The organism is Hylemonella sp. GW821-FHT12C09 (genome assembly GCF_058807395.1).
On the sequence record NZ_JBXAQQ010000001.1, the window covers coordinates 578244 to 597553 of the forward strand.

Annotated in this window: 21 protein-coding genes; 19 read left to right on the forward strand and 2 right to left on the reverse strand. The window is 59.2% G+C overall.

All coding sequences use genetic code 11. The features are described 5' to 3' along the window. Positions 1 to 22 precede the first annotated feature (22 nt). From AC1RRP_RS02840 to AC1RRP_RS02930, 19 genes are all read left to right on the forward strand, one after another. On the forward strand, positions 23 to 517 hold the full coding sequence (locus AC1RRP_RS02840; RefSeq protein ID WP_174251306.1) for a cupredoxin domain-containing protein: 495 nt from the start codon (positions 23 to 25) through the stop codon (positions 515 to 517). 98 nt (positions 518 to 615) lie between these two features. After that, entirely contained in the window at positions 616 to 960 is a 345-nt protein-coding gene (locus tag AC1RRP_RS02845) for a copper-binding protein (RefSeq protein ID WP_493033430.1), read from the forward strand. A 43-nt stretch (positions 961 to 1003) separates the two neighbouring features. Next, positions 1004 to 1231: an SHOCT domain-containing protein gene (locus AC1RRP_RS02850; protein WP_493033039.1), complete on the forward strand. Its 228-nt coding sequence runs from the start codon at positions 1004 to 1006 to the stop codon at positions 1229 to 1231. A gap of 29 nt (positions 1232 to 1260) precedes the next feature. Beyond that, positions 1261 to 2622: an MBL fold metallo-hydrolase RNA specificity domain-containing protein gene (locus AC1RRP_RS02855; RefSeq protein WP_493033040.1), complete on the forward strand. Its 1362-nt coding sequence runs from the start codon at positions 1261 to 1263 to the stop codon at positions 2620 to 2622. Then, positions 2619 to 4157 (forward strand): thymidine phosphorylase family protein, encoded by a 1539-nt coding sequence (locus AC1RRP_RS02860; protein ID WP_493033041.1) that lies wholly within the window; start codon positions 2619 to 2621, stop codon positions 4155 to 4157. The genes AC1RRP_RS02855 and AC1RRP_RS02860 overlap by 4 nt, the downstream gene beginning before the upstream one ends. A gap of 46 nt (positions 4158 to 4203) precedes the next feature. Continuing rightward, positions 4204 to 4758, forward strand: coding sequence for a hypothetical protein (locus AC1RRP_RS02865; RefSeq protein ID WP_493033042.1), 555 nt, complete (start codon positions 4204 to 4206; stop codon positions 4756 to 4758). A gap of 12 nt (positions 4759 to 4770) precedes the next feature. Further along, positions 4771 to 5037, forward strand: a complete 267-nt coding sequence (locus tag AC1RRP_RS02870) for a DUF2933 domain-containing protein (protein ID WP_174251310.1) — start codon at positions 4771 to 4773, stop codon at positions 5035 to 5037. Next, on the forward strand, positions 5034 to 5666 hold the full coding sequence (locus tag AC1RRP_RS02875; protein WP_341922254.1) for a methyltransferase family protein: 633 nt from the start codon (positions 5034 to 5036) through the stop codon (positions 5664 to 5666). Before AC1RRP_RS02870 ends, AC1RRP_RS02875 begins: the two co-directional genes overlap by 4 nt. 97 nt (positions 5667 to 5763) lie before the next feature. Next, complete coding sequence (locus AC1RRP_RS02880) at positions 5764 to 6408, forward strand: DUF6629 family protein (RefSeq protein WP_493033043.1); 645 nt, start codon at positions 5764 to 5766, stop codon at positions 6406 to 6408. Next, positions 6405 to 6722 carry a cation transporter gene (locus tag AC1RRP_RS02885; RefSeq protein ID WP_493033044.1) on the forward strand — a complete coding sequence of 106 codons (318 nt, stop codon included), beginning with the start codon at positions 6405 to 6407 and terminating at the stop codon, positions 6720 to 6722. The genes AC1RRP_RS02880 and AC1RRP_RS02885 overlap by 4 nt, the downstream gene beginning before the upstream one ends. Further along, positions 6719 to 6940, forward strand: a complete 222-nt coding sequence (locus AC1RRP_RS02890) for a GDCCVxC domain-containing (seleno)protein (protein ID WP_493033045.1) — start codon at positions 6719 to 6721, stop codon at positions 6938 to 6940. Before AC1RRP_RS02885 ends, AC1RRP_RS02890 begins: the two co-directional genes overlap by 4 nt. 138 nt (positions 6941 to 7078) lie before the next feature. Next, positions 7079 to 7579: a hypothetical protein gene (locus AC1RRP_RS02895; RefSeq protein WP_341922250.1), complete on the forward strand. Its 501-nt coding sequence runs from the start codon at positions 7079 to 7081 to the stop codon at positions 7577 to 7579. Positions 7580 to 7722: 143 nt separating this feature from the next. Next, the gene (locus AC1RRP_RS02900) at positions 7723 to 9021 is read left to right on the forward strand and encodes a TolC family protein (protein WP_493033046.1); all 1299 of its coding nucleotides are present in this window, start codon (positions 7723 to 7725) and stop codon (positions 9019 to 9021) included. After that, positions 9018 to 10646 (forward strand): efflux RND transporter periplasmic adaptor subunit, encoded by a 1629-nt coding sequence (locus tag AC1RRP_RS02905; RefSeq protein ID WP_493033048.1) that lies wholly within the window; start codon positions 9018 to 9020, stop codon positions 10644 to 10646. The genes AC1RRP_RS02900 and AC1RRP_RS02905 overlap by 4 nt, the downstream gene beginning before the upstream one ends. Positions 10647 to 10657: 11 nt before the next feature. Next, positions 10658 to 13819, forward strand: coding sequence for an efflux RND transporter permease subunit (locus tag AC1RRP_RS02910; protein WP_493033049.1), 3162 nt, complete (start codon positions 10658 to 10660; stop codon positions 13817 to 13819). A 106-nt stretch (positions 13820 to 13925) separates the two neighbouring features. Then, positions 13926 to 14243: a heavy-metal-associated domain-containing protein gene (locus AC1RRP_RS02915; protein ID WP_493033050.1), complete on the forward strand. Its 318-nt coding sequence runs from the start codon at positions 13926 to 13928 to the stop codon at positions 14241 to 14243. Between the two features lie 52 nt (positions 14244 to 14295). Next, positions 14296 to 16641 (forward strand): heavy metal translocating P-type ATPase, encoded by a 2346-nt coding sequence (locus tag AC1RRP_RS02920; protein ID WP_493033051.1) that lies wholly within the window; start codon positions 14296 to 14298, stop codon positions 16639 to 16641. Further along, on the forward strand, positions 16638 to 16913 hold the full coding sequence (locus AC1RRP_RS02925) for a hypothetical protein (RefSeq protein ID WP_493033052.1): 276 nt from the start codon (positions 16638 to 16640) through the stop codon (positions 16911 to 16913). The genes AC1RRP_RS02920 and AC1RRP_RS02925 overlap by 4 nt, the downstream gene beginning before the upstream one ends. Before the next feature lie 214 nt (positions 16914 to 17127). Then, positions 17128 to 17370: a DUF2789 domain-containing protein gene (locus tag AC1RRP_RS02930; protein WP_493033432.1), complete on the forward strand. Its 243-nt coding sequence runs from the start codon at positions 17128 to 17130 to the stop codon at positions 17368 to 17370. Between the two features lie 164 nt (positions 17371 to 17534). Here the strand turns inward: AC1RRP_RS02930 and AC1RRP_RS02935 are convergent, their stop codons facing one another. Next, positions 17535 to 18833 (reverse strand): Y-family DNA polymerase, encoded by a 1299-nt coding sequence (locus AC1RRP_RS02935; RefSeq protein WP_493033053.1) that lies wholly within the window; start codon positions 18831 to 18833, stop codon positions 17535 to 17537. Positions 18834 to 18852: 19 nt separating this feature from the next. Then, positions 18853 to 19290 carry a LexA family protein gene (locus AC1RRP_RS02940; RefSeq protein WP_493033054.1) on the reverse strand — a complete coding sequence of 146 codons (438 nt, stop codon included), beginning with the start codon at positions 19288 to 19290 and terminating at the stop codon, positions 18853 to 18855. Positions 19291 to 19310 lie beyond the last annotated feature (20 nt).

Sequence of the window (19310 nt, forward strand, 5' to 3'; positions counted from 1 at the left end):
TTTTTAATCCAAGGAGATATCCATGACACACAAGACACGCACCCTGGCCAAAGTGATGGCCCTGATGGCGATTGCCCTGTCCAGCTCGGCTTTCGCTGGTGGCAACCATGCCGGCGGCCACGGCCACGACGATGAGGAGACGGCGATCGGCAAGCCAGGCGTGGCTGCACGGGTCAACCGCACCATCACCATCGAAATGAACGACAGCATGCGCTATACGCCCGCAGACGTTCAGGTCAAGCAAGGCGAAACCGTCCGGTTCGTGGTCAAGAACGTCGGCAAGGTCAAGCACGAACTCAGTCTTGGAACGCAGCAGGAACTGATGGAGCATCTGGAGCAGATGAAGAAGTTTCCCGATATGGAGCACGACGAGCCCAGCAAGGTCACGCTGGCTCCTGGGAAGCAGGGCGAGATCATCTGGCAGTTCACCAAGGCTGGCACCGTGAATTTCGCCTGTCTGATGCCTGGCCACTATGAAGCAGGGATGAAAGGTGCGGTCAAGGTCGCCAGGAAATGAAACCCATCCTAAGGCGGGGCCTGCACGATCTGCACCAGGTCGTGCTGGCCACCAAGAAGGGTCGCAACAGGTTCTCAGTAATATCCCGCGAGGAAATCATGAAAAACATCAAACATATTTTTGCCATTTCGTCTCTCGCAATGGGCATAGCCTTGCCTATGAGCAGCATCGCGCAAACCATGATGATGGACCAGAGCAAGATGGGTATGTCGCAATCCGCGTCCATGACCGATGGGGAAGTCCGCAAGGTCGATCGTGAGACTGGCAAGATCACCATCAAGCACGGCGATATCAAACATCTGGACATGCCAGGCATGACCATGGTCTTCACGGCAAAAGACAAGGGATTGCTGACAAACTTGAAGCCTGGCGATAAGGTCAAGTTCATGGTCGTCAACGAAGGCGGCAAGATGGTTATCACCGATATCCAGCCAGTCGAGTGACGCTCCCACGATTCACTGCATCTTCAGTAACGGGAGAATCTCGATGTACTTTGGTGATGGTTACTACATGGTCGGCATGCATGCTTTCTGGTGGATCTTCTGGGTGATCATCATCATCGCGCTATTGTTCGGCCCTTGGCCTCGTAGCAGTGGTCGAGATGACGGCCTGCGGGAGACGCCGCATCAGGTCTTGCGACGCCGACTGGCCAAGGGCGAGATCAAGCCGGAAGAGTACGAACAACTCAAGCAGTTGCTCGACAAGGACGAATAGCGAAAAATTCGTCGCGACAAGGAATGGACATGAAGCTGACGTTTCTCGGCGCTGCAGGCACAGTAACAGGCTCCAAATACCTGCTGGAGCATGCCGGACGTCAGATCCTGGTCGATTGCGGGCTCTTCCAAGGCTACAAGCATTTGCGGGAGATGAACTGGGAGCCTTTCCCAGTGGATGTCTCGCGCCTGGACTGTGTCATCCTGACCCATGCGCATCTGGATCACTCCGGTGCCCTGCCTCTGCTGCTTCGGAACGGGTATCGCGGCCCCATCTACACCACGCCAGGAACCATCGACCTTTGTCAACTGCTCCTGCCTGATAGTGCGAGGCTGCAGGAGGAAGAAGCCGAATATCTGAATCGCCACCAGGCCAGCAAGCATAAGCCGGCTCTTCCTCTCTACACAGAAGAGGATGCGCGACATGTTTTGCGCTATATGCAGGCTGTGCCATTTAATGAAACCATAGAAGTGGTGCCTGGCATGCAGCTTTCACTGCGGCCAGCGGGTCATATTATTGGTGCGGCCAGCGCAGAAATTCAGGCGGGCGGCTTGACCATCGTCTTTTCAGGAGATGTTGGACGCGATGACGATCCGATCATGCGGCCGCCGACACCGCTTGGGAAGGCGGACTACCTAGTCATCGAGTCCACGTATGGCGATCGGCTGCACCAGCCGGAGGACAACGAGGCGCTTCTGGCCGAGATCATCCAGAGAACGGCGGGTCGCGGTGGCAGCGTTGTGATACCGGCCTTCGCGGTGGGGCGCGCGCAGACCCTGCTGTTTCTGCTCTCGCGCCTCAAGGCACGACACGCGATACCGGATCTGCCCGTGTTCCTAGACAGTCCGATGGCCATCGACATGACCGAGATCTACCACCGGCACCGGAAGGAGCACCGACTGAGCCCGGAAGAGTGTAAAGGTCTGTGCCGGGTCGCCACCATGGTCCGGACCTCTGACGAATCGCGCGCCCTGAACAAGGTTCGCTACCCCGCCGTCATCATCTCGGCCAGCGGCATGGCCACCGGAGGTCGGGTGCTGCACCATCTCAAGAGAATGGCACCGGATCGGCGCAACACCATCGTCCTGGTGGGCTATCAGGCCGGTGGTACGCGTGGTGCACGTCTAGCCACCGGGGAGAAGTCTATCCGGATCTTTGGCGAGGATGTGGCTGTCAATGCCGAAGTCGCGATGCTGCGCGGCATGTCCGCACACGCCGATGCCGGACAGCTCATGCGCTGGATGGCCGCTATGCCCCACGCGCCCAGGAAGGTCTTCCTGACTCATGGCGAGCCAGGACCGGCCGACATTTTGCGACAGCGTGTGGACAGAGAACTCGGCTGGACGGCTGGCGTGCCCCGCTTAGGCCAGACCGTGGAGCTGGTTCCATGAGTCACCTCCACGCTCTTGAAGATCACGAGACGCATGCTGCGCTTCGGTACCGGCTGTTGGGAATCGACACGCAGCAGGAGTATGTGATCTACATGCGGCGAGACTGTCATGTGTGTCGGGCTGAGGGTTTTCAATCGCAAACCCGGGTACGCGTGGACCTGGGGGATCGCCATATCATCGCCACCCTCAACGTGATCGATTCCGACTTGCTGTTGCCAGGCGAAGTTGGCCTTTCGCGTGGTGCAGCCCAGACGTTGGCTGCAGACGAGCAAAGCCAACTCCAAGTCTCCCACGCGCCGACGCTGGAGTCCTACAGTGCGCTGCGGTCCAAGATATACGGGCACCGGCTCGATGCGTCGGCATACCGCAGCATCATCACGGATGTATCTGCTGGTCATTATTCCGATATGCATCTGGCGGCATTTCTCAGTGCCTGCGCCGGTGGCCGCATGGATCTGCAGGAAGTCATCGACCTGACTCTAGCCATGGTGGAGGCAGGAACGCAGATCGATTGGGGGCGAACCCCGATCGCGGACAAGCATTGTGTTGGTGGTCTGCCCGGCAACAGGACGACACCGATCGTCGTGGCCATCGTCGCCGCGGCCGGTCTAACCATGCCCAAGACCTCCTCGCGCGCCATCACGTCCCCGGCTGGAACAGCGGACGTGATGGAGACGATGACAAACGTGTCATTGGATCTGGTTGCCATGCGTCGGGTCGTTGAGCGAGAGGGAGGTTGTCTTGCCTGGGGTGGCGCGTTGTCGCTGAGCCCTGCCGACGATCTACTGATTCGTGTTGAGCGGCCCTTGGACCTGGACAGTGATGCCCAGCTGGTGGCCTCTGTGCTGTCCAAGAAAATCGCTGCGGGGGCGACACATGTCGTGTTGGATATCCCGGTTGGCCCCACCGCAAAAGTTCGTAGCGAGGAGGACGCACGCCGACTGACCACCATGCTTCAGCAGGTCGGCGACGCCTGTGGCCTGAATTTGCACATACGCCATACCCGGGGAGGCCAGCCGGTAGGTCGAGGTGTCGGCCCAGCGCTCGAAGCTCACGACGTGATGGGCGTACTCCGTGGGGCCGCGCATGCACCCGTCGATCTCCGGATGCGTGCGCTCAACTTGGCGGGCGACCTGCTGGAGTTCTGTGGCAAAGCGACTCCAGGAACGGGGAACTCGCTCGCATGGCGGCTGCTTGACTCTGGTATGGCGTGGCAGAAATTCCAAGGTATTTGCGAAGCGCAAGGAGGTTTGCATGAGCCACCCGTCGCCAGAATCAAAGACCCCGTCATCGCAGCATCTTCGGGACACATTTCTCACATTGATAACAGACGTCTGTCACGCCTGGCGAAGCTGCTGGGAGCACCAACAACTCCAACCGCTGGCTTGATCATGCATGTTGAACTCGGGGACTCTGTGCAGCAGGGAGTGCCCTTGTTCACCCTGCACGCGGAATCTACTGGGGAGTTGTCTTACGCAAAGGAATATCTAAAGTCCCACCCCTTTTTGACCATCTCGGAGGAGGCCGAGAGGTAAGGCGTTTCCCGTTCTCAATTGGTTTTTTCACTTCTAGGAGGTTGGTATGAAGGCAGTACGTTCCCTGATCGCTGTGTCCTTGATCGCGTGTCTTTCAACGTTGAGCCTGGCCGCTCAACCTGATCCGCAAGATCACGAGGCCCATCACCCCGCCGGCGCTGCGTCAGCGCCGAAATCCAAGACCCCCGCGGCAAAACCGCCAGCGACAAAAGCCTCTGCGCCGAAGCCTTCGGCGGCCGTGAAGGAGAACATTGAGCGGATGGACAAGCAAATGATGATGATGGGCGAAATGCATCAGAAGATGATGAGCGCCCAATCAGCAGGTGAGCGTGGTGCGCTCATGGGTGAGCACATGAAAATGATGCAGGACGGCATGTCCATGATGAACATGATGAAAGGCTCCGGCATGGCCGGCGCAGGTATGGGTGGGGGTGGCATGAGTGGCCCGGGGATGGGTGGCGCGCAAGACAGCAAGAGCATGCCTGGCAACATGGAGGACCGTCAGCAAATGATGGAGAAACGCATGGACATGATGCAGATGATGATGCAGATGATGATGCAGATGATGATGGACATCCAGCCGGCACCAGCCGGAAAGTAATCGGGGGGCACCATGAATCACGAACATCACCAACATGAACCTGCCCCGTCATTCTGGGGTTCACGTTATTCGGTCGGCTTGCTCGTGATCGGGGCCGTTGCCGGTTACTTTCTGTTGAAAGAGCATCTGGTACACGTAGCCACTGCGCTCCCATACTTGTTTATTCTCGCCTGCCCCATCATGCATTTTTTCATGCATCGCGGGCATGGTCATAAGCACGGACCCAGCCGACAGGACAACCTGGGACCTGGTTCCGGCGACAAGGGAGATGCACCATGACTCACGCCGAACCTGCTTATGGACTTTGGCTGCTGGTGGCTTTGAACTCGGCCGTCTTCATCATGTTCGCCTTCAGCTTCTTCAAGCCCGCAACTGCTCGCGACTGGAGGACCTTCGGCGCCTTCGCCGCGTTCATCGTCGCCTTATTCGTCGAAATGTACGGATTCCCACTGACGATTTACCTGCTGTCAGGATGGCTACAGACGAAGTTTCCGAATCTGGACATCATGTCCCATGATACTGGCCACCTATGGGCCACGCTGCTCGGAGAGAAGGGAGATCCGCATTTTGGTGTCCTGCACATCGCCAGCTATATCTTTCTGGGCTACGGCTTCTACCTGCTGTCTACAGCCTGGAATGTTCTCTACCATGCGCAACGCAGGCATACACTGGCAATGACAGGCCCATATGCGCGGATCCGTCACCCACAATATGTCGCGTTTGTCCTGATCCTCCTGGGCTTTCTGCTGCAGTGGCCCACACTCCTGACATTGCTCATGTTTCCGATCCTGTTGATGATGTACGGCCGGCTCGCCATCACGGAGGAGACGGAAATGCGGGCGCAGTTCGGGGAGGAATTCGATCGCTACGCACTAAAAACGCCCAGGTTCTTTCCCCGGTGGCGTTAGGTCATCGCTATATGCAACAGCGCCAGCGGACGTTGCATCGACAATGCGATGATCATCATTGATGCGATTGATCAATAGCCACGACGAAGCTTGAACCATGTGCTTTTCGATGACTGCCAGTCTTGCCGCCGGAGGATTTCTGCTCGGCGTTGGCACAATGACCGTGAAGGCTGCACGACGTTCGTCTGAGGTTCCTTTTGCTGCAATACCACTGCTCTTTTCCATTCAGCAACTGAGCGAGGGTGTCGTCTGGTGGACCTTTGCCCACGATGCGCCGGGTCTCAATGTCGTCATGACTCAGTTCTACTCGTTTTTCTCGCACGTACTCTGGCCGGCCTATGTGCCTCTGGCCGTGCTCTTGCTGGAGCCTCCAGGCAGGCGGAACAGACTGCTGAAATTGACCGCCATTGCTGGGATGGGGGTCGGCTTGTATCTGCTGTATTCGATGTTCGAGTATCCGATCACATCCCGGGCGACGGGGGGGCACATTGAATATGTGTCACCCCATTTTTTTGCTGTAGTGACGATGACGGGGTACCTTCTCGCAGCCACCGTAAGCCCACTGCTGTCGAATGAGATCATGGTCAGGATCTTTGGGGCTCTCGCCTTGATCTCATTTATGCTGGCCTATCTGATCTTTGCGAGATGGTTCATCTCCGTTTGGTGTTTCTTCGCGGCAATTTTGAGCGTGATCGTTGCGCTTAGGTTCTTTGGACGAAAAAATCTTCCCCCACTTGTTTGATAGCTCAATCAGCAACATATATCGTCTGTCTACAGTCGGCCTTCGGTGGCTGGCCGCTGCTGGGTGCGTTGCTCGGGCTATCCCTGCTGTTGACATCGTCCTATGCAACCAAGCTGTCGGGTAACTTGAGCGCTACTACGGCGGCGGCGATGCTGCTGCTGACATTGGTGCCCGGCGTCAACAAGATTGCGGTGAGCCTGGAGAAACGCCAGGCTACCGTGAGCTTCGACGATGCCAAGACCCTTGTCGAGACACTGACCTGGGCCACTCAGGAGGCGGGTTATCCGTCTCAACCGCTAGGGAATGCACAATGACTGCCGTCGTACCAGATTCGATGCTGACCTGCCCGGTCTGCGGCCACAGCAAGCGGGAGATCATGCCTACAGATGCTTGCCAGTGGTTCTACGAGTGCGAGCAGTGCCACACCGTGCTCCGCCCCAAGCCAGGCGACTGTTGCGTCTACTGCTCATATGGCAGCATGCCTTGTCCATCGATTCAGGAGAACGGAAAGGGGGGCGGGTGTTGCCGTTGATCTTGCCGGCACGAGTTCTGTTTGAGCAGTATGCTGCTATCGTTCAGTCGGAACGAGGGGCAATTTATACGATCGCACCGGGCCAGTCCTGCGCTTGATCGTCATCAGCATCTGCCAGCGACCCCATTCATACCCATCATGGAAACGAAATCTCTTGCTCTTGCCGACATCCTGAGGGCGCTACGAGAAGACATTCAGGCTGAAAACACCTTGATCGCCAGCCGAGTGACTTGGTACGTGACCTCGCAGTCGTTTCTGCTGACGGCGTATGCAGCTTCCTGGAGTACCGGTTTTCTCTGGCAGTCATTTTTTCATCACGTGATGCCGATTGCGGCCATCGTTCTCTCGGTGGTGATCCTGGCGTCCATCTATGCGGCAACCTGGGCACAGGATGTGTATTTGAGGGAGCAGGAGGCGCTGGTTTCCAGGATCAATTCGGAGTTTCAACTTTCGGATGCCGAAAAGATGGCGCTTCAGGTCTATGAGCGAACCATGGTCGTCAATCGGGCCAATGGGGCTGGCAAGATCGTCGGCGGACGTATCCACGCCCTCGTTCGGATCACGCCGCTCGTACTTCCAGTGGGATTCTCGGCTTTGTGGCTTTATGCGCTGATCTTTGCGCCGGCCGCATCGTCATGACAGCGTTTGATCGGGATCAAACATAAAGTAGTCGGCGTTCCCACGCATTATGGATTACAAGAATGTAATCAATTTGTCAGGAATTTGTCGGTCCCAGGCTCCGATACTGCCAGTCAGCATCAGGTCGCATCCCAATCGACCGAATGCTGACTCTGGAAGCAACGATAGTTATGAAAACAAGTTACCGGACTCTACTTTGCGCCTCCATTGCCTGGTTGTTGCTGATTTTTCCCGCGGTGGCCCAGGAGTCGGACCTCGGCGCGTCACTCAGCGGTCTCCTCGACTACGCGCGTAAGGGCAATCCTGAATACGCTGCGATGCGCGCCGAGTTGGACGCATCGACCCAGCGCGTAGAGTCTGCGGGGGCCTTGCCCGACCCGCGTTTCCGCGCCGAACTTCGGGACGTGACCCGCCAGGGGGACCAATCCCCCCTGCTTCTTCCAGGCCAGGTCGGTAGCACGCGATATCTCCTGATGCAGGAGTTCCCCTGGTATGGCAAGCGGGATCTGAAGCGAAACATTGCCGAGCAGGATGTCGAAGCAGCTAGGGGGCGCAGCCAGGGAACCTGGATCGAGATTTCAAGTCGCATCAAAGTTGCCTATGCACGACTCTACCTGCTGTATCGCAGCGAAAGAATTGCGCGCGAGATCATCGACTTGATGACCCGTCTTGAGAGCGTGACGCAGGCCCGCTACGCCGGTGGCCTGGCGGCCCAACAGGACGTAATCCGGGCCCAGCTCGAACAATCTGCCTTGCGCAATGAACTGATCGCGCTGGAGGCGGAGCGGCGTCAGCTACAGGCACGTCTGAATGGCTTGCTGGCCCGGCCCGCCGGAGCCTCCCTGGCAGAACCGGTCGCACTGCGGCCTGTGCCGCCGTATGAACAGTTGAACCTGACAGGGCTGGAGGAGCGTGCAATAACGCGCAATCCGCAACTCAGTAGCGAGGAATCCCGCATCAGGTCTGCCCAGTTGAGCCGGGATCTCGTGCTGAAGAACCGCTACCCCGACATCACCCTAGGGGTGTCTCCCATCCAGTACCAAGGAACCGTGAAGGAATGGGAACTGATGATCGAAATGAATATACCTTTGCAGCAGTCATCCCGTCGAGCTCAGGAGAGGGAATCCGAAGCCATGCTGCAGGCAGCCCAGGCGCGCAAGGAGTCTGCGACTCGGCAACTGCTGTCCGAACTTTCGGAGAACGTGGATGCGATCGATGCCGCCCGTCGTACGGAGAACCTCGTAGCGACCCAATTACTTCCCCAGTCGGAATTTACCTATCAGGCGGCCTTGGTAGGGTATGAGAACGGCAAGGTGGACTTTGCGACGCTGCTGGATGCCCAGCGGCAGATCCGCAAGGCCAGACAGAGTCAGCTGGACTCCCAGGTGGAAGCGCAATTCCGGCTGGCTGAAATCGAACGAATCATTGGAGAAGATCTATGAGTGTCCGGTCCAAATGGCTGATCGCCGGTCTGGGCGTCAGTTTGGTGGTTCTCATCGCGCTCGAAGTTCGCTATGGCTTCCTGTACCGAGGCCACGAACTGCAAGCGGCTGCCACAGCGAGTGGGGCGGAAACGCCGAATGCCGCAACGTCCAAGCCTGCACGCAAGCTTCTTTTCTATCGCAATCCCATGGGCTTGCCCGATACCTCTCCCGTGCCGAAGAAGGATCCCATGGGCATGGACTACATCGCCGTCTATAAGGGCGAGGATCAGGAAGAAAGTTCGGGTCAGACAAGCCTGATCAGGATCAGCACGGAAAAGATCCAGAAGTTGGGGGTTCGGACCGAAGCGGCGCGCGTCCAAAAACTGGAACGCACAGTGAGTGCGGCGGGACGGGTCGAACCCGACGAGCGCCGGATCTACACCATCTCGCCGAAGTTCGAGGGTTATGTGGAGCGCCTGCATGTGAACGTGACCGGTCAGACGGTGGCCAAGGGTCAGGTGCTCTTTGAGGTCTACAGCCCGGAACTGATCTCCGCGCAGCGCGAGTACCAGATCGCTTTGCAGGGCTTGCAGTCGACGCAAGGATCTGCGGATCAGGTTCAGTCGGGAATGCGTCGTTTGGCCGACTCCAGTCTGCAGCGTCTGCGCAACTGGGATATCTCGGAAGAACAGATCTCCGGTCTGACGTCGTCAGGGGAGGTCCGACGCACACTGGCATTTCGTTCCCCGGTCCAGGGCCTGGTGACGGAGAAAAAGGCCGTGCAGGGCATGCGTTTCATGCCAGGCGAAGCGCTGTACCAAGTCACCGACCTCGGCGCTGTCTGGGTAGTGGCCGATGTATTCGAACAGGATATCGGTCTCGTGAAGACGGGCGCCAAGGTCAAGGTGACGATCAATGCCTATCCTGACAAGGCGTTTTCGGGCATCGTCACCTATGTCTACCCCACGCTCAATCCTGAGACGCGGACGATTCCCGTGCGCATTGAGCTGTCCAACCCCGGCATGCTGCTCAAGCCAGCCATGTTTGCGCAGATCGAACTATCGGTCGGAACACGCACACAGACAGTGACGGTGCCTAATTCGGCGGTCATCGACAGCGGTACGCGGCAGCTCGTGCTCGTCCAGGTTGGGGAGGGGCGCTTCGAGCCGAGGGAGGTCCGCCTAGGCCGGCGCGCCAGCAATGAGGTGGAAGTCCTGGAAGGCGTGCGCAACGGCGAGATCGTCGTTGTATCTGCCAACTTCCTGATTGATGCCGAGAGCAATCTCAAGGCAGCCGCCAGCGGCTTTGGTCACGCGGGTCATGGCTCCAGTGCAGATGCCGGGCAGAAGCCATCGAGCGAGACGCCGAAAGCGGCAACGACAGGTCATCGGGCGGAGGGTGCGATCGAAAGTATTGATTTTAAGAACGGCACGGTCGAAATCAGCCATGGTCCGGTACCCAGCCTCAAATGGCCAGCCATGTCGATGGAGTTCGCTGTCGCCAATGGCGGCCTGCTGCAGGGTTACAAACTTGGCGACATGGTGGCGTTCGAGTTTGTCGAGCGTAAGCCCGGTGAGTGGGTGGTGACGGCAATGCGCCGTGCCGCACCAACGCATGATGCCGCTGCACACAAGAGTCGCTAACGGGAAGAAAAATGCTCGCCAGAATCATCGATTGGTCGGGGCGCAACCGCTTCCTGATCCTTCTTGCCACCCTGTTCGTTGTCGCGGCCGGCATCTATGCCGTGATCCGCACACCGCTGGATGCCCTGCCTGACCTGTCCGACGTCCAGGTCATCGTCTACACCGAGTATCCAGGACAGGCACCGCAGGTGGTCGAGGACCAGGTTACCTACCCTTTGACAACAGCCATGTTGTCGGTGCCCCGATCCAAGGTGGTGCGGGGATTCTCCTTCTTCGGTGCCTCTTTCGTTTACATCATTTTTGAGGACGGCACCGACATCTACTGGGCACGCTCGCGCGTGCTGGAGTACCTCAACTTCGCCGCCGGACGTATGCCCAAGGGCGTGACCCCGCAGATCGGGCCCGACGCGACCGGCGTGGGGTGGGTGTATCAATACGCCTTGCTGGCGAAAGACCGTAGCTTGGCCGAGTTGCGCAGCCTGCAGGATTGGTATCTTCGTTATCAGCTGACCAAGGCCCACGGGGTCTCTGAAGTTGCCTCCATCGGAGGCTTCGTCCAGACCTATCAGGTCACGGTCGACCCGGTAAAGCTCCGCGCCTACGGCATACCCCTGAGCCGGATTTCCCAGGTGATCCGCGATTCCAATCGGGACGTGGGCGGACGGGTCATTGAGATGGCCGAGACCGAGTACATGGTGCGCGGCAAGGGCTATTTGCGCGGCGTGTCGGATATCGAAACCCTGGCGCTGCGCAGCGAGAAGGGGACACCGGTGCTGGTGCGCGACGTCGCACGGGTGGAACTGGTACCCGACGAGCGCCGCGGCCTGACCGAACTCAACGGCGAAGGCGAGGTGGTTTCCGGCATCGCCATGGCGCGTTATGGTCAGAACGCCCTGGAGGTTATTCACAATCTGAAGGAAAAAGTCGCCGAGGTCTCCTCGGGCCTGCCCGAGGGGGTCACCATTGAGGCTGTTTATGACCGTTCCGACCTGATCCACCGGGCGATTGACACGCTGAAGCGGACCTTGCTCGAGGAATCCCTCATCGTTGCGCTGGTCTGCGTGGTGTTTCTGCTCCACGTCCGGTCCGCCCTGGTTGCCATTCTGATGCTGCCCATCGGCGTCCTGATTGCTTTCATCGCCATGCGCCTGCTGGGCATGAATTCGAACCTGATGAGTCTGGGGGGGATTGCGATTGCCATCGGCGCCATGGTCGATGCCGCCATCGTGATGATCGAGAACGCGCACAAGCACCTGGAGCGCCTGCCGTCCGAGCATACGGCGGCCCAGCGTGCCGATGCGATGGTGGTCGCCTGCAAGGAGGTTGGGCCGGCCTTGTTCTTCTCGCTGCTCATCATCACGGTCTCGTTCCTGCCGGTCTTCACGCTGGAATCGCAGGAAGGGCGCTTGTTCTCGCCCTTGGCTTACACCAAGACTTTCGCCATGGCCGGAGCGGCCATGCTCTCGGTGACACTGGTTCCGGTCCTGATGCTGTTCTTCATCCGCGGCAAGATCATGCCGGAGGCCAAGAATCCGGTGAACCGTTTCCTGATCTGGTTGTACCGCCCCATCATTGCCTGGGTGATGATCTGGAAAAAGACGACCATTGGCCTTGCGCTGCTGGCGCTGGGTATCACCCTTTATCCGGCGTCCAGGCTTGGATCCGAATTCATGCCGACGCTCAACGAGGGAACGCTTTTGTACATGCCGTCTTCGTTGCCTGGCATGTCCATCACCAAGGCTGCCGAACTGCTGCAGACCCAGAACAAGATCATCAAGAGCTTCCCGGAGGTAACCTCCGTATACGGCAAGGCTGGCCGTGCCAACACGGCAACCGATCCGGCCCCAACCGAGATGTTCGAGACGGTCATCAACCTCAAACCGACCTCAGAGTGGCGGGACGGCATGACGACGGACAAGCTGATCGCAGAGATGGACAAGGCGCTGCAGTTCCCTGGTGTTTCCAATGCCTGGACCATGCCGATCAAGGCGCGTATCGACATGCTCTCGACCGGCATACGCACGCCGATAGGTATCAAGGTGTTCGGCAAGGACCTGGCCGAGATGGAGCGTCTAGCCAAGGAGATTGAAGCGGTCGTCAAGACGGTGCCTGGAACCAGTTCGGCGTTCGCCGAGCGCATCACCGGCGGTTACTACCTGAACATCGAGCCCGATCGCCCGCAGCTGGCACGCTATGGGCTCAATGTGGGTGAGTTGCAGGAAGTCATCGGGACGGCGCTGGGCGGCGAAATGGTGACCACCACGGTCGAAGGACGCGAGCGCTTTGGCGTCACTGTGCGCTACCCGCGTGAGTTGCGCAACGATCCGCAGCAGATCGCGACACAGGTGCTGGTGCCGACGCCGGGCGGCGCCATGGTGCCGCTGGGGCAGGTGGCGACTCTTTCGATAGCCAAGGGTGCGCCCGGTATCCGCACCGAAAATGCCTTGCTGTCCGCGTACATCTATGTGGACATCCGGGATCGGGACATCGGTGGCTATGTGGCCGATGCCAAGAAGGCCGTAGCTGAACGGGTCAAGTTCCCGCCGGGATATTACGCAACCTGGAGCGGCCAGTTTGAGTCCATGGAGCGGGCTATCCAGAAAATGAAGGTGGTCATCCCCGTGACGCTGGCGCTGATCTTCCTGTTGCTGTACCTGAACTTCAGGCGTCTCACGGAAACCCTGATCGTGATGCTCTCCGTTCCGTTTGCCCTGGTCGGCGGGATCTGGCTGATGTGGCTGCTGGATTACAACCTGTCGGTTGCCGTGGCCGTGGGTTTCATCGCTCTGGCCGGGGTAGCAGCGGAGACCGGAGTGGTCATGCTGATCTACCTGGATCACGCCTGGGAAGAGGTGAAGGCTCGGTGCCAGGCGGAGGGGAAGACCCCGGGAGCGGCCGACCTCTACGCGGCGGTGATGGATGGCGCCGTTGAACGCGTGCGGCCCAAGATGATGACCGTGGTAGCGATCATGGCGGGTCTTTTGCCCATCATGTGGGGCAGCGGCACCGGCTCCGAGGTCATGAGTCGTATTGCCGCCCCCATGGTCGGAGGCATGATTTCTTCGACCGTCCTCACGTTGGCCGTTATCCCGGCCATTTATGCTCTGGTGAAGCAATGGCAGCTACGCCACGAAATGGATGGTGTATTTCCGCTGGGGGTAAAGCCAAACTGAACAGGCGGGGGGATGATCAAGCCTCGGGAATAACGCTTGACATTGACATGATGGGAAGGTTTATCTTGGTATCTGCGTCAATAGAGACGCCTAACAGGAGAAACTTATGAGCTCGATGGAACTGTCAGTAGAAGGTATGACCTGCGGCTCTTGTGCCAACGCCGTGCGCAGAGCGTTGACTCGCGTTCCCGGTGTCAGTCATGTTGACGTGGATCTCGCGCGAGGACGGGCGATGGTCGCGTCTCCAGGTGATGGAAACCATCTGCAGGATATGCTGGATGCGCTGACTGAAGCTGGCTACAAGGGGAAACTGGTTTCAGGTTCGCCGGTATCGGTGAGCGAAGATTCGCCGAGCCCTAGCATGGGGCGCTGCACCAGCGCCAAAGCCACGCAAGGTCAAGGTGGTTGCTGCTGCGGCCGTTGACTGAACTGCCGCTGCGCCAAGATTGTTTGAGAACAGAAGGGAAGTTGAAGCCATGGATGAACATGCTCATCACGAACACCATCATCATGATGGGGTAAAACCAGCCTCGACATCACCGGCGCAGACGGCTGGTTTGAAAGATCCGGTCTGCGGCATGGCAGTCACCGCGCAGTCAGAACACCGCCTCAGCCACCAGGGGCAGAGTTACTTTTTCTGCAGTGCGAAGTGCCAAGGCAAGTTCGCCGCTGATCCAGAGCGCTACGCAAGCCCGGTAGCCGCCGCACCGGTGTCAGCGCCGGCGCCCATTGGGACGATCTACACCTGTCCCATGCATCCGGAGATCCGGCAGGACCATCCGGGCTCATGCCCCAAGTGCGGCATGACCCTTGAGCCTTTGCTGCCGGAGTTGGAAGAGGAAGACAACCCTGAGCTGAAAGATTTTCGGCGACGCTTCTGGTGGACGCTCCCGCTGACAGTGGTTGTGACGGTGTTGGCCATGTTTGGCCACCAGCTCAACTGGTTTGACATGGCACGACAGAGCTGGATCGAACTGGTCCTCTCCCTGCCGATCGTGCTGTGGGCGGGCTGGCCGTTTTTTGAGCGCGGCTGGCAGTCGGTTCTCAACCGCAGTCCCAATATGTGGACTTTGATCGGCTTGGGCACCGGTGCCGCCTTTCTTTACAGCCTGGTAGCTACCATCGCGCCGGAAGTGTTCCCGGCCTCCTTCGTTGCCATGGGCCGTGTGGCCGTCTATTACGAGGCCACTGCAGTCATCATTTCGCTGACGCTTTTGGGGCAGGTGCTCGAATTGAAAGCCCGGTCCCAGACCTCGGCCGCTATCAAGTCGCTGCTGGGTTTGGCGCCCAAGACTGCGCGGCGCATTCGTGTCGATGGTTCGGAAGAGGACGTGCCCTTGACCCATGTGCATGTGGGCGACCGGCTGCGCATCCGGCCCGGAGAAAAGGTGCCGGTGGATGGCGTGGTGGAGGAAGGGAGTAGCGCGGTTGACGAATCGATGCTCACTGGAGAGCCAGTGCCCGTGACAAAGCGGGTCGGTGACAAGGTGATCGGTGCCACCATGAATACCAACGGCGCCCTGGTCATGCGCTCAGAAAAAGTCGGTTCTTCGACCATGTTGGCGCAGATTGTTCAGATGGTGGCGCAGGCCCAGCGCTCCAAGGCGCCGATGCAGCGCATGGCGGACATCGTGGCCGGGTATTTCGTACTCATGGTCGTTGCCATTGCGCTGCTGACCTTCTTTGTCTGGGGGTTCTTTGGGCCTCAGCCTAGCTGGGTCTATGCGCTGATCAATTCGGTTGCCGTCCTGATCATTGCCTGTCCCTGTGCGCTCGGACTGGCGACGCCCATGTCCATCATGGTGGCGACCGGCAAGGGCGCCACCCGTGGTGTGCTGTTCCGCGACGCAGCGGCCATCGAGCACATGCGCCGGATCGACACGCTGATCATCGACAAGACTGGCACCCTGACGGAAGGTCGGCCGGCCTTCGACCGCGCGGTTGCGGCTGCCGGTTTCGAGGCAGACGAAGTGTTGCGGCTGGCGGCCAGCCTGGATCAGGGCAGCGAGCACCCCTTGGCCGACGCCATCGTGCGCGCCGCCCGCGAGCGCGGCCTTGCGCTGGACAAGCCTGAGCAGTTTGAGTCTGGATCCGGTATCGGCGTGCGCGGAAGCGTTGGCGGACGGCAACTGGCGCTGGGGAATACAACCCTGATGCAGCAGATGGGTGTGTCGGTTGACACCCTCGTTCCCCAGGCTGAGGCACTCCGTGCGGAGGGCGCCAGCGTCATGCATTTGGCGGTTGACGGCCGCTTGGCCGGGCTGCTGGCTGTCTCCGATCCCATCAAGGCCAGCACGCCCGAGGCGCTGGCCAACCTGAAGGCAGCCGGCATGCGCATCGTGATGGCCACCGGCGATGGCCTGACGACGGCCAAGGCGGTCGGTGCCCGACTGGGGATAGACGAGGTGCATGGTGAGGTCAAGCCGGCGGACAAACTCATCCTTGTGGAGAAGCTGCAGCGTGAAGGTCGGGTCGTCGCGATGGCGGGCGATGGTATCAACGACGCGCCAGCACTGGCGAAAGCGGATGTCGGCATCGCCATGGGCACCGGCACCGACGTGGCGATGAACAGCGCGCAGATCACCCTGGTCAAGGGCGATCTGCGCGGGATTGCGGTGGCACGTACCTTGTCGGAAGACACCGTGCGCAACATGAAGCAGAACCTCATGTTTGCCTTCCTGTACAACGCGCTGGGTATTCCGGTGGCCGCCGGTGTCTTATATCCAGTGACCGGATGGCTGCTTTCTCCCCTGATTGCCGCACTGGCCATGAGCTTCAGTTCGGCGTCGGTGATCGGTAATGCATTGCGTCTACGGCGATGAGTCAACAGCGAGAGAGACATGCCAAGGCTGTGGCGCTGATCCATGCGGCGCCAGAGCAGATTTTTGCGAGGCTGGACGACCAACGCCGGCTGGCGGCGCACATGACAAAAGCGTCGTGGATGACCTTGGGCTCGAAATTCAATTTCGAGCTGGATCAGTTTCAGGGGCATCGTGTCGGCTCGGTTATCCGCATGAACGGGCGTGTCGCCGGCATTGAACTCGGGCTGGACGAGATCGTGAATGAATATGAGCCACCCTTACGCAAGGCGTAGGCCACGCTTGGCGAGCCGCGCTTGCTCGTCATTGGAGCCTATCGGATGGGCTTTATCCTGGTGCCAGCGGGTACGGACACGCGCCTGTAGGTCTGGATCGATTACGAATTGCCCGGCCCATTGGCCCTGAGATGGCTGGGATGGCTCCTGGGTCCTGCTTATGCGAGATGGTGTGTACGCAGAATGGTTGAAGACGCAAGAAGAGGTTTTTGAGATGGATGCTTTCTATCACCAATTCTCTGAGCTTTTTTCCCAGATTGGCCTCTCGCGCGAGCCAGCCGATATCCGTGCATTTATCGAGAAGAATTCACCGTTGTCTGCCGAGGTGCGATTAGAGGACGCGCCGTTTTGGAGTGCTGCGCAAGCCACCCTTCTTCGGGAAAAGCTTCAAGACGATGCTGATTGGTCAGAGGTTGTCGATCAACTCAATATTGCGCTCCGTGCTAGGCGCGGTTAGCTTCGCACTCTGAAGCCGCTACTAGCCTGATTACTGTTCAATGACCGCTGCCGATTGCAGCGGTCATTGGCGCTCCAAAACCACGTGGCGGCAATCAGCCTAAAACTGTCAGCTGGCACCGTTTGCTACAGATACTTGGTCGGACAACGTATTTGATCTCTGGCCTACGCCTTCCCCACCGGGATTTCCCCGATCCTTGTCGTATACCTAGGTGTCCGTCTCTCTTGCTTCATCGCCCAGTTCCTCGGCATCTCCCCCGTCCCCGCACTGCCGATGATCACGGTACCTCGGCCATAGCGCTGGTTCAGCGCATCCATGGTTTTCATGAGCCGGGACCGGTCGCCACTGTCTCCCTCATCAAAGTCCAGCTCCCCTTGCTCCACGTAAGCGCCTGAGAGGTCGACTAGCATCACCCCCGCCTTCGCGAATTTGTAGCCGGATCGGTAGATAGTCCTCAGGCCCATTAGCGCGCCCTCCACCAGGGCCGCGGTGTCCGCCGTCGGCCTGCGCAGCGGAACGATGATTGACCTGGAGTACTGCTTGTCGGGGCGGAACGGACTGGTCCGCACGAAGGTCAGAACCTGGCCCGCATGGCTGCCCTGGCGCCTCAGCTTTTCTGCCGCACGGCTGGCGAAGGTGGTCACCGCCTCCTCCAGCTCACCCAGCTCTATCACCGCTCTGCCAAACGACCGTGTGCAGGCGATCTCCTTCTTCGCCGGCGGTGCGTCTTCCAAATCCACGCAGGGTGTTCCTTGCAGCTCGCGCACCGTACGCTCCAAGACGACGGACCAGCGCCTGCGTACCGTTGCGGGATCGAGTTGGGTGAGATCCAGGACCGTCTTGATGCCTTCGTCCTCCAGCTGCTGTCCGATACGCGGCCCCACGCCCCAGACGTCCCGCACCTCGGTGTCTGCCAGCACTTGCTGCAGTTCCTCTCCCTGCATCGCGGCGAGATTGCAGACCTGACTGAGCTCGGACGAGTAGCTGCCTGGCTTTCGCTCGGCGCTCTTGGCGATGTGGTTGGCCAGCTTGGCCAGGGTCTTGGTCTGGCCTATTCCCACGCAGGTGGGCAAGCCTGTCCAGTCCAGAACACGCTGCCGCAGTCGGCGGCTGCGGTCCATCAAGTCCCCGCGGACACCTGAGAGGTCCACGAAAGACTCATCGATGGAGTAGATTTCCTGCTGATGCCCCAGTCCTGCGACCAGGCTCATCATCCGGTCAGACATGTCGCCATACAAGGCGAAGTTAGCCGAGAGTGCGACCAGTCCTTCCTTCTCTTCCAAGTGCCGGATCCCAAACCAAGGGGCACCCATCTTGATACCCAGGGCCTTGGCTTCGTTGCTGCGCGCAATCGCGCATCCGTCGTTGTTGGAGAGGACGATGACCGGACGGCCGTTCAGGTCAGGTCGGAAGACTCGCTCGCACGAGACATAGAAGTTGTTCCCATCCACGAGGGCGTACACAGAATTTCTCCGGCCATGCTCACTTGCGGTACTGGTTGATACCGGCCGTCACCACGCCCCAGATTTCCAGCGTCTGGCCGTCCTTGGGTGTGATGTCCGGAAAGGTTGGGTTCGCAGCCTTCAGCTTCGGCCGACCACCTCGCTTCCAGAGGTGCTTGATCGTGAACTCACCATCCACAACTGCCACCACGATGTCCATGTGCTGGGGCTTTAGAGCTCGGTCCACCACAAGGATGGCGTTGTCGTGGATGCCGGCGTCGATCATGGACTGACCGCGAGCTCGGATAAGGAAAGTCGCTTGTGGGTGAGTGACGAGGACCTGCCCGAGGTCTATGGCCTTCTCCTGCAGATCTTCCGCTGGCGAGGGAAACCCAGCCTGGGCGCTTCCCAGCTCGGGAAGCACGAGAGCTGCGTTGTTCATCAAGGCTGGTGCGCCTTGCGTTAGAATACTGTTCATACATCCAGTATATGGCGGGG

Bases quoted from the DNA above. Each gene is read 5' to 3' on its own strand.
- AC1RRP_RS02900 (WP_493033046.1), top strand. From the start codon at position 7,723: ATGCTGACTCTGGAAGCAACGATAGTTATGAAAACAAGTTACCGGACT.
- AC1RRP_RS02920 (WP_493033051.1), top strand. From the start codon at position 14,296: ATGGATGAACATGCTCATCACGAACACCATCATCATGATGGGGTAAAA.
- AC1RRP_RS02865 (WP_493033042.1), top strand. From the start codon at position 4,204: ATGAAGGCAGTACGTTCCCTGATCGCTGTGTCCTTGATCGCGTGTCTT.
- AC1RRP_RS02875 (WP_341922254.1), top strand. From the start codon at position 5,034: ATGACTCACGCCGAACCTGCTTATGGACTTTGGCTGCTGGTGGCTTTG.
- AC1RRP_RS02850 (WP_493033039.1), top strand. From the start codon at position 1,004: ATGTACTTTGGTGATGGTTACTACATGGTCGGCATGCATGCTTTCTGG.
- AC1RRP_RS02870 (WP_174251310.1), top strand. From the start codon at position 4,771: ATGAATCACGAACATCACCAACATGAACCTGCCCCGTCATTCTGGGGT.
- AC1RRP_RS02925 (WP_493033052.1), top strand. From the start codon at position 16,638: ATGAGTCAACAGCGAGAGAGACATGCCAAGGCTGTGGCGCTGATCCAT.
- AC1RRP_RS02890 (WP_493033045.1), top strand. From the start codon at position 6,719: ATGACTGCCGTCGTACCAGATTCGATGCTGACCTGCCCGGTCTGCGGC.
- AC1RRP_RS02910 (WP_493033049.1), top strand. From the start codon at position 10,658: ATGCTCGCCAGAATCATCGATTGGTCGGGGCGCAACCGCTTCCTGATC.
- AC1RRP_RS02905 (WP_493033048.1), top strand. From the start codon at position 9,018: ATGAGTGTCCGGTCCAAATGGCTGATCGCCGGTCTGGGCGTCAGTTTG.
- AC1RRP_RS02940 (WP_493033054.1), bottom strand. From the start codon at position 19,290: ATGAACAGTATTCTAACGCAAGGCGCACCAGCCTTGATGAACAACGCA.
- AC1RRP_RS02840 (WP_174251306.1), top strand. From the start codon at position 23: ATGACACACAAGACACGCACCCTGGCCAAAGTGATGGCCCTGATGGCG.
- AC1RRP_RS02895 (WP_341922250.1), top strand. From the start codon at position 7,079: ATGGAAACGAAATCTCTTGCTCTTGCCGACATCCTGAGGGCGCTACGA.
- AC1RRP_RS02845 (WP_493033430.1), top strand. From the start codon at position 616: ATGAAAAACATCAAACATATTTTTGCCATTTCGTCTCTCGCAATGGGC.
- AC1RRP_RS02855 (WP_493033040.1), top strand. From the start codon at position 1,261: ATGAAGCTGACGTTTCTCGGCGCTGCAGGCACAGTAACAGGCTCCAAA.
- AC1RRP_RS02860 (WP_493033041.1), top strand. From the start codon at position 2,619: ATGAGTCACCTCCACGCTCTTGAAGATCACGAGACGCATGCTGCGCTT.
- AC1RRP_RS02915 (WP_493033050.1), top strand. From the start codon at position 13,926: ATGAGCTCGATGGAACTGTCAGTAGAAGGTATGACCTGCGGCTCTTGT.
- AC1RRP_RS02930 (WP_493033432.1), top strand. From the start codon at position 17,128: ATGGATGCTTTCTATCACCAATTCTCTGAGCTTTTTTCCCAGATTGGC.
- AC1RRP_RS02880 (WP_493033043.1), top strand. From the start codon at position 5,764: ATGTGCTTTTCGATGACTGCCAGTCTTGCCGCCGGAGGATTTCTGCTC.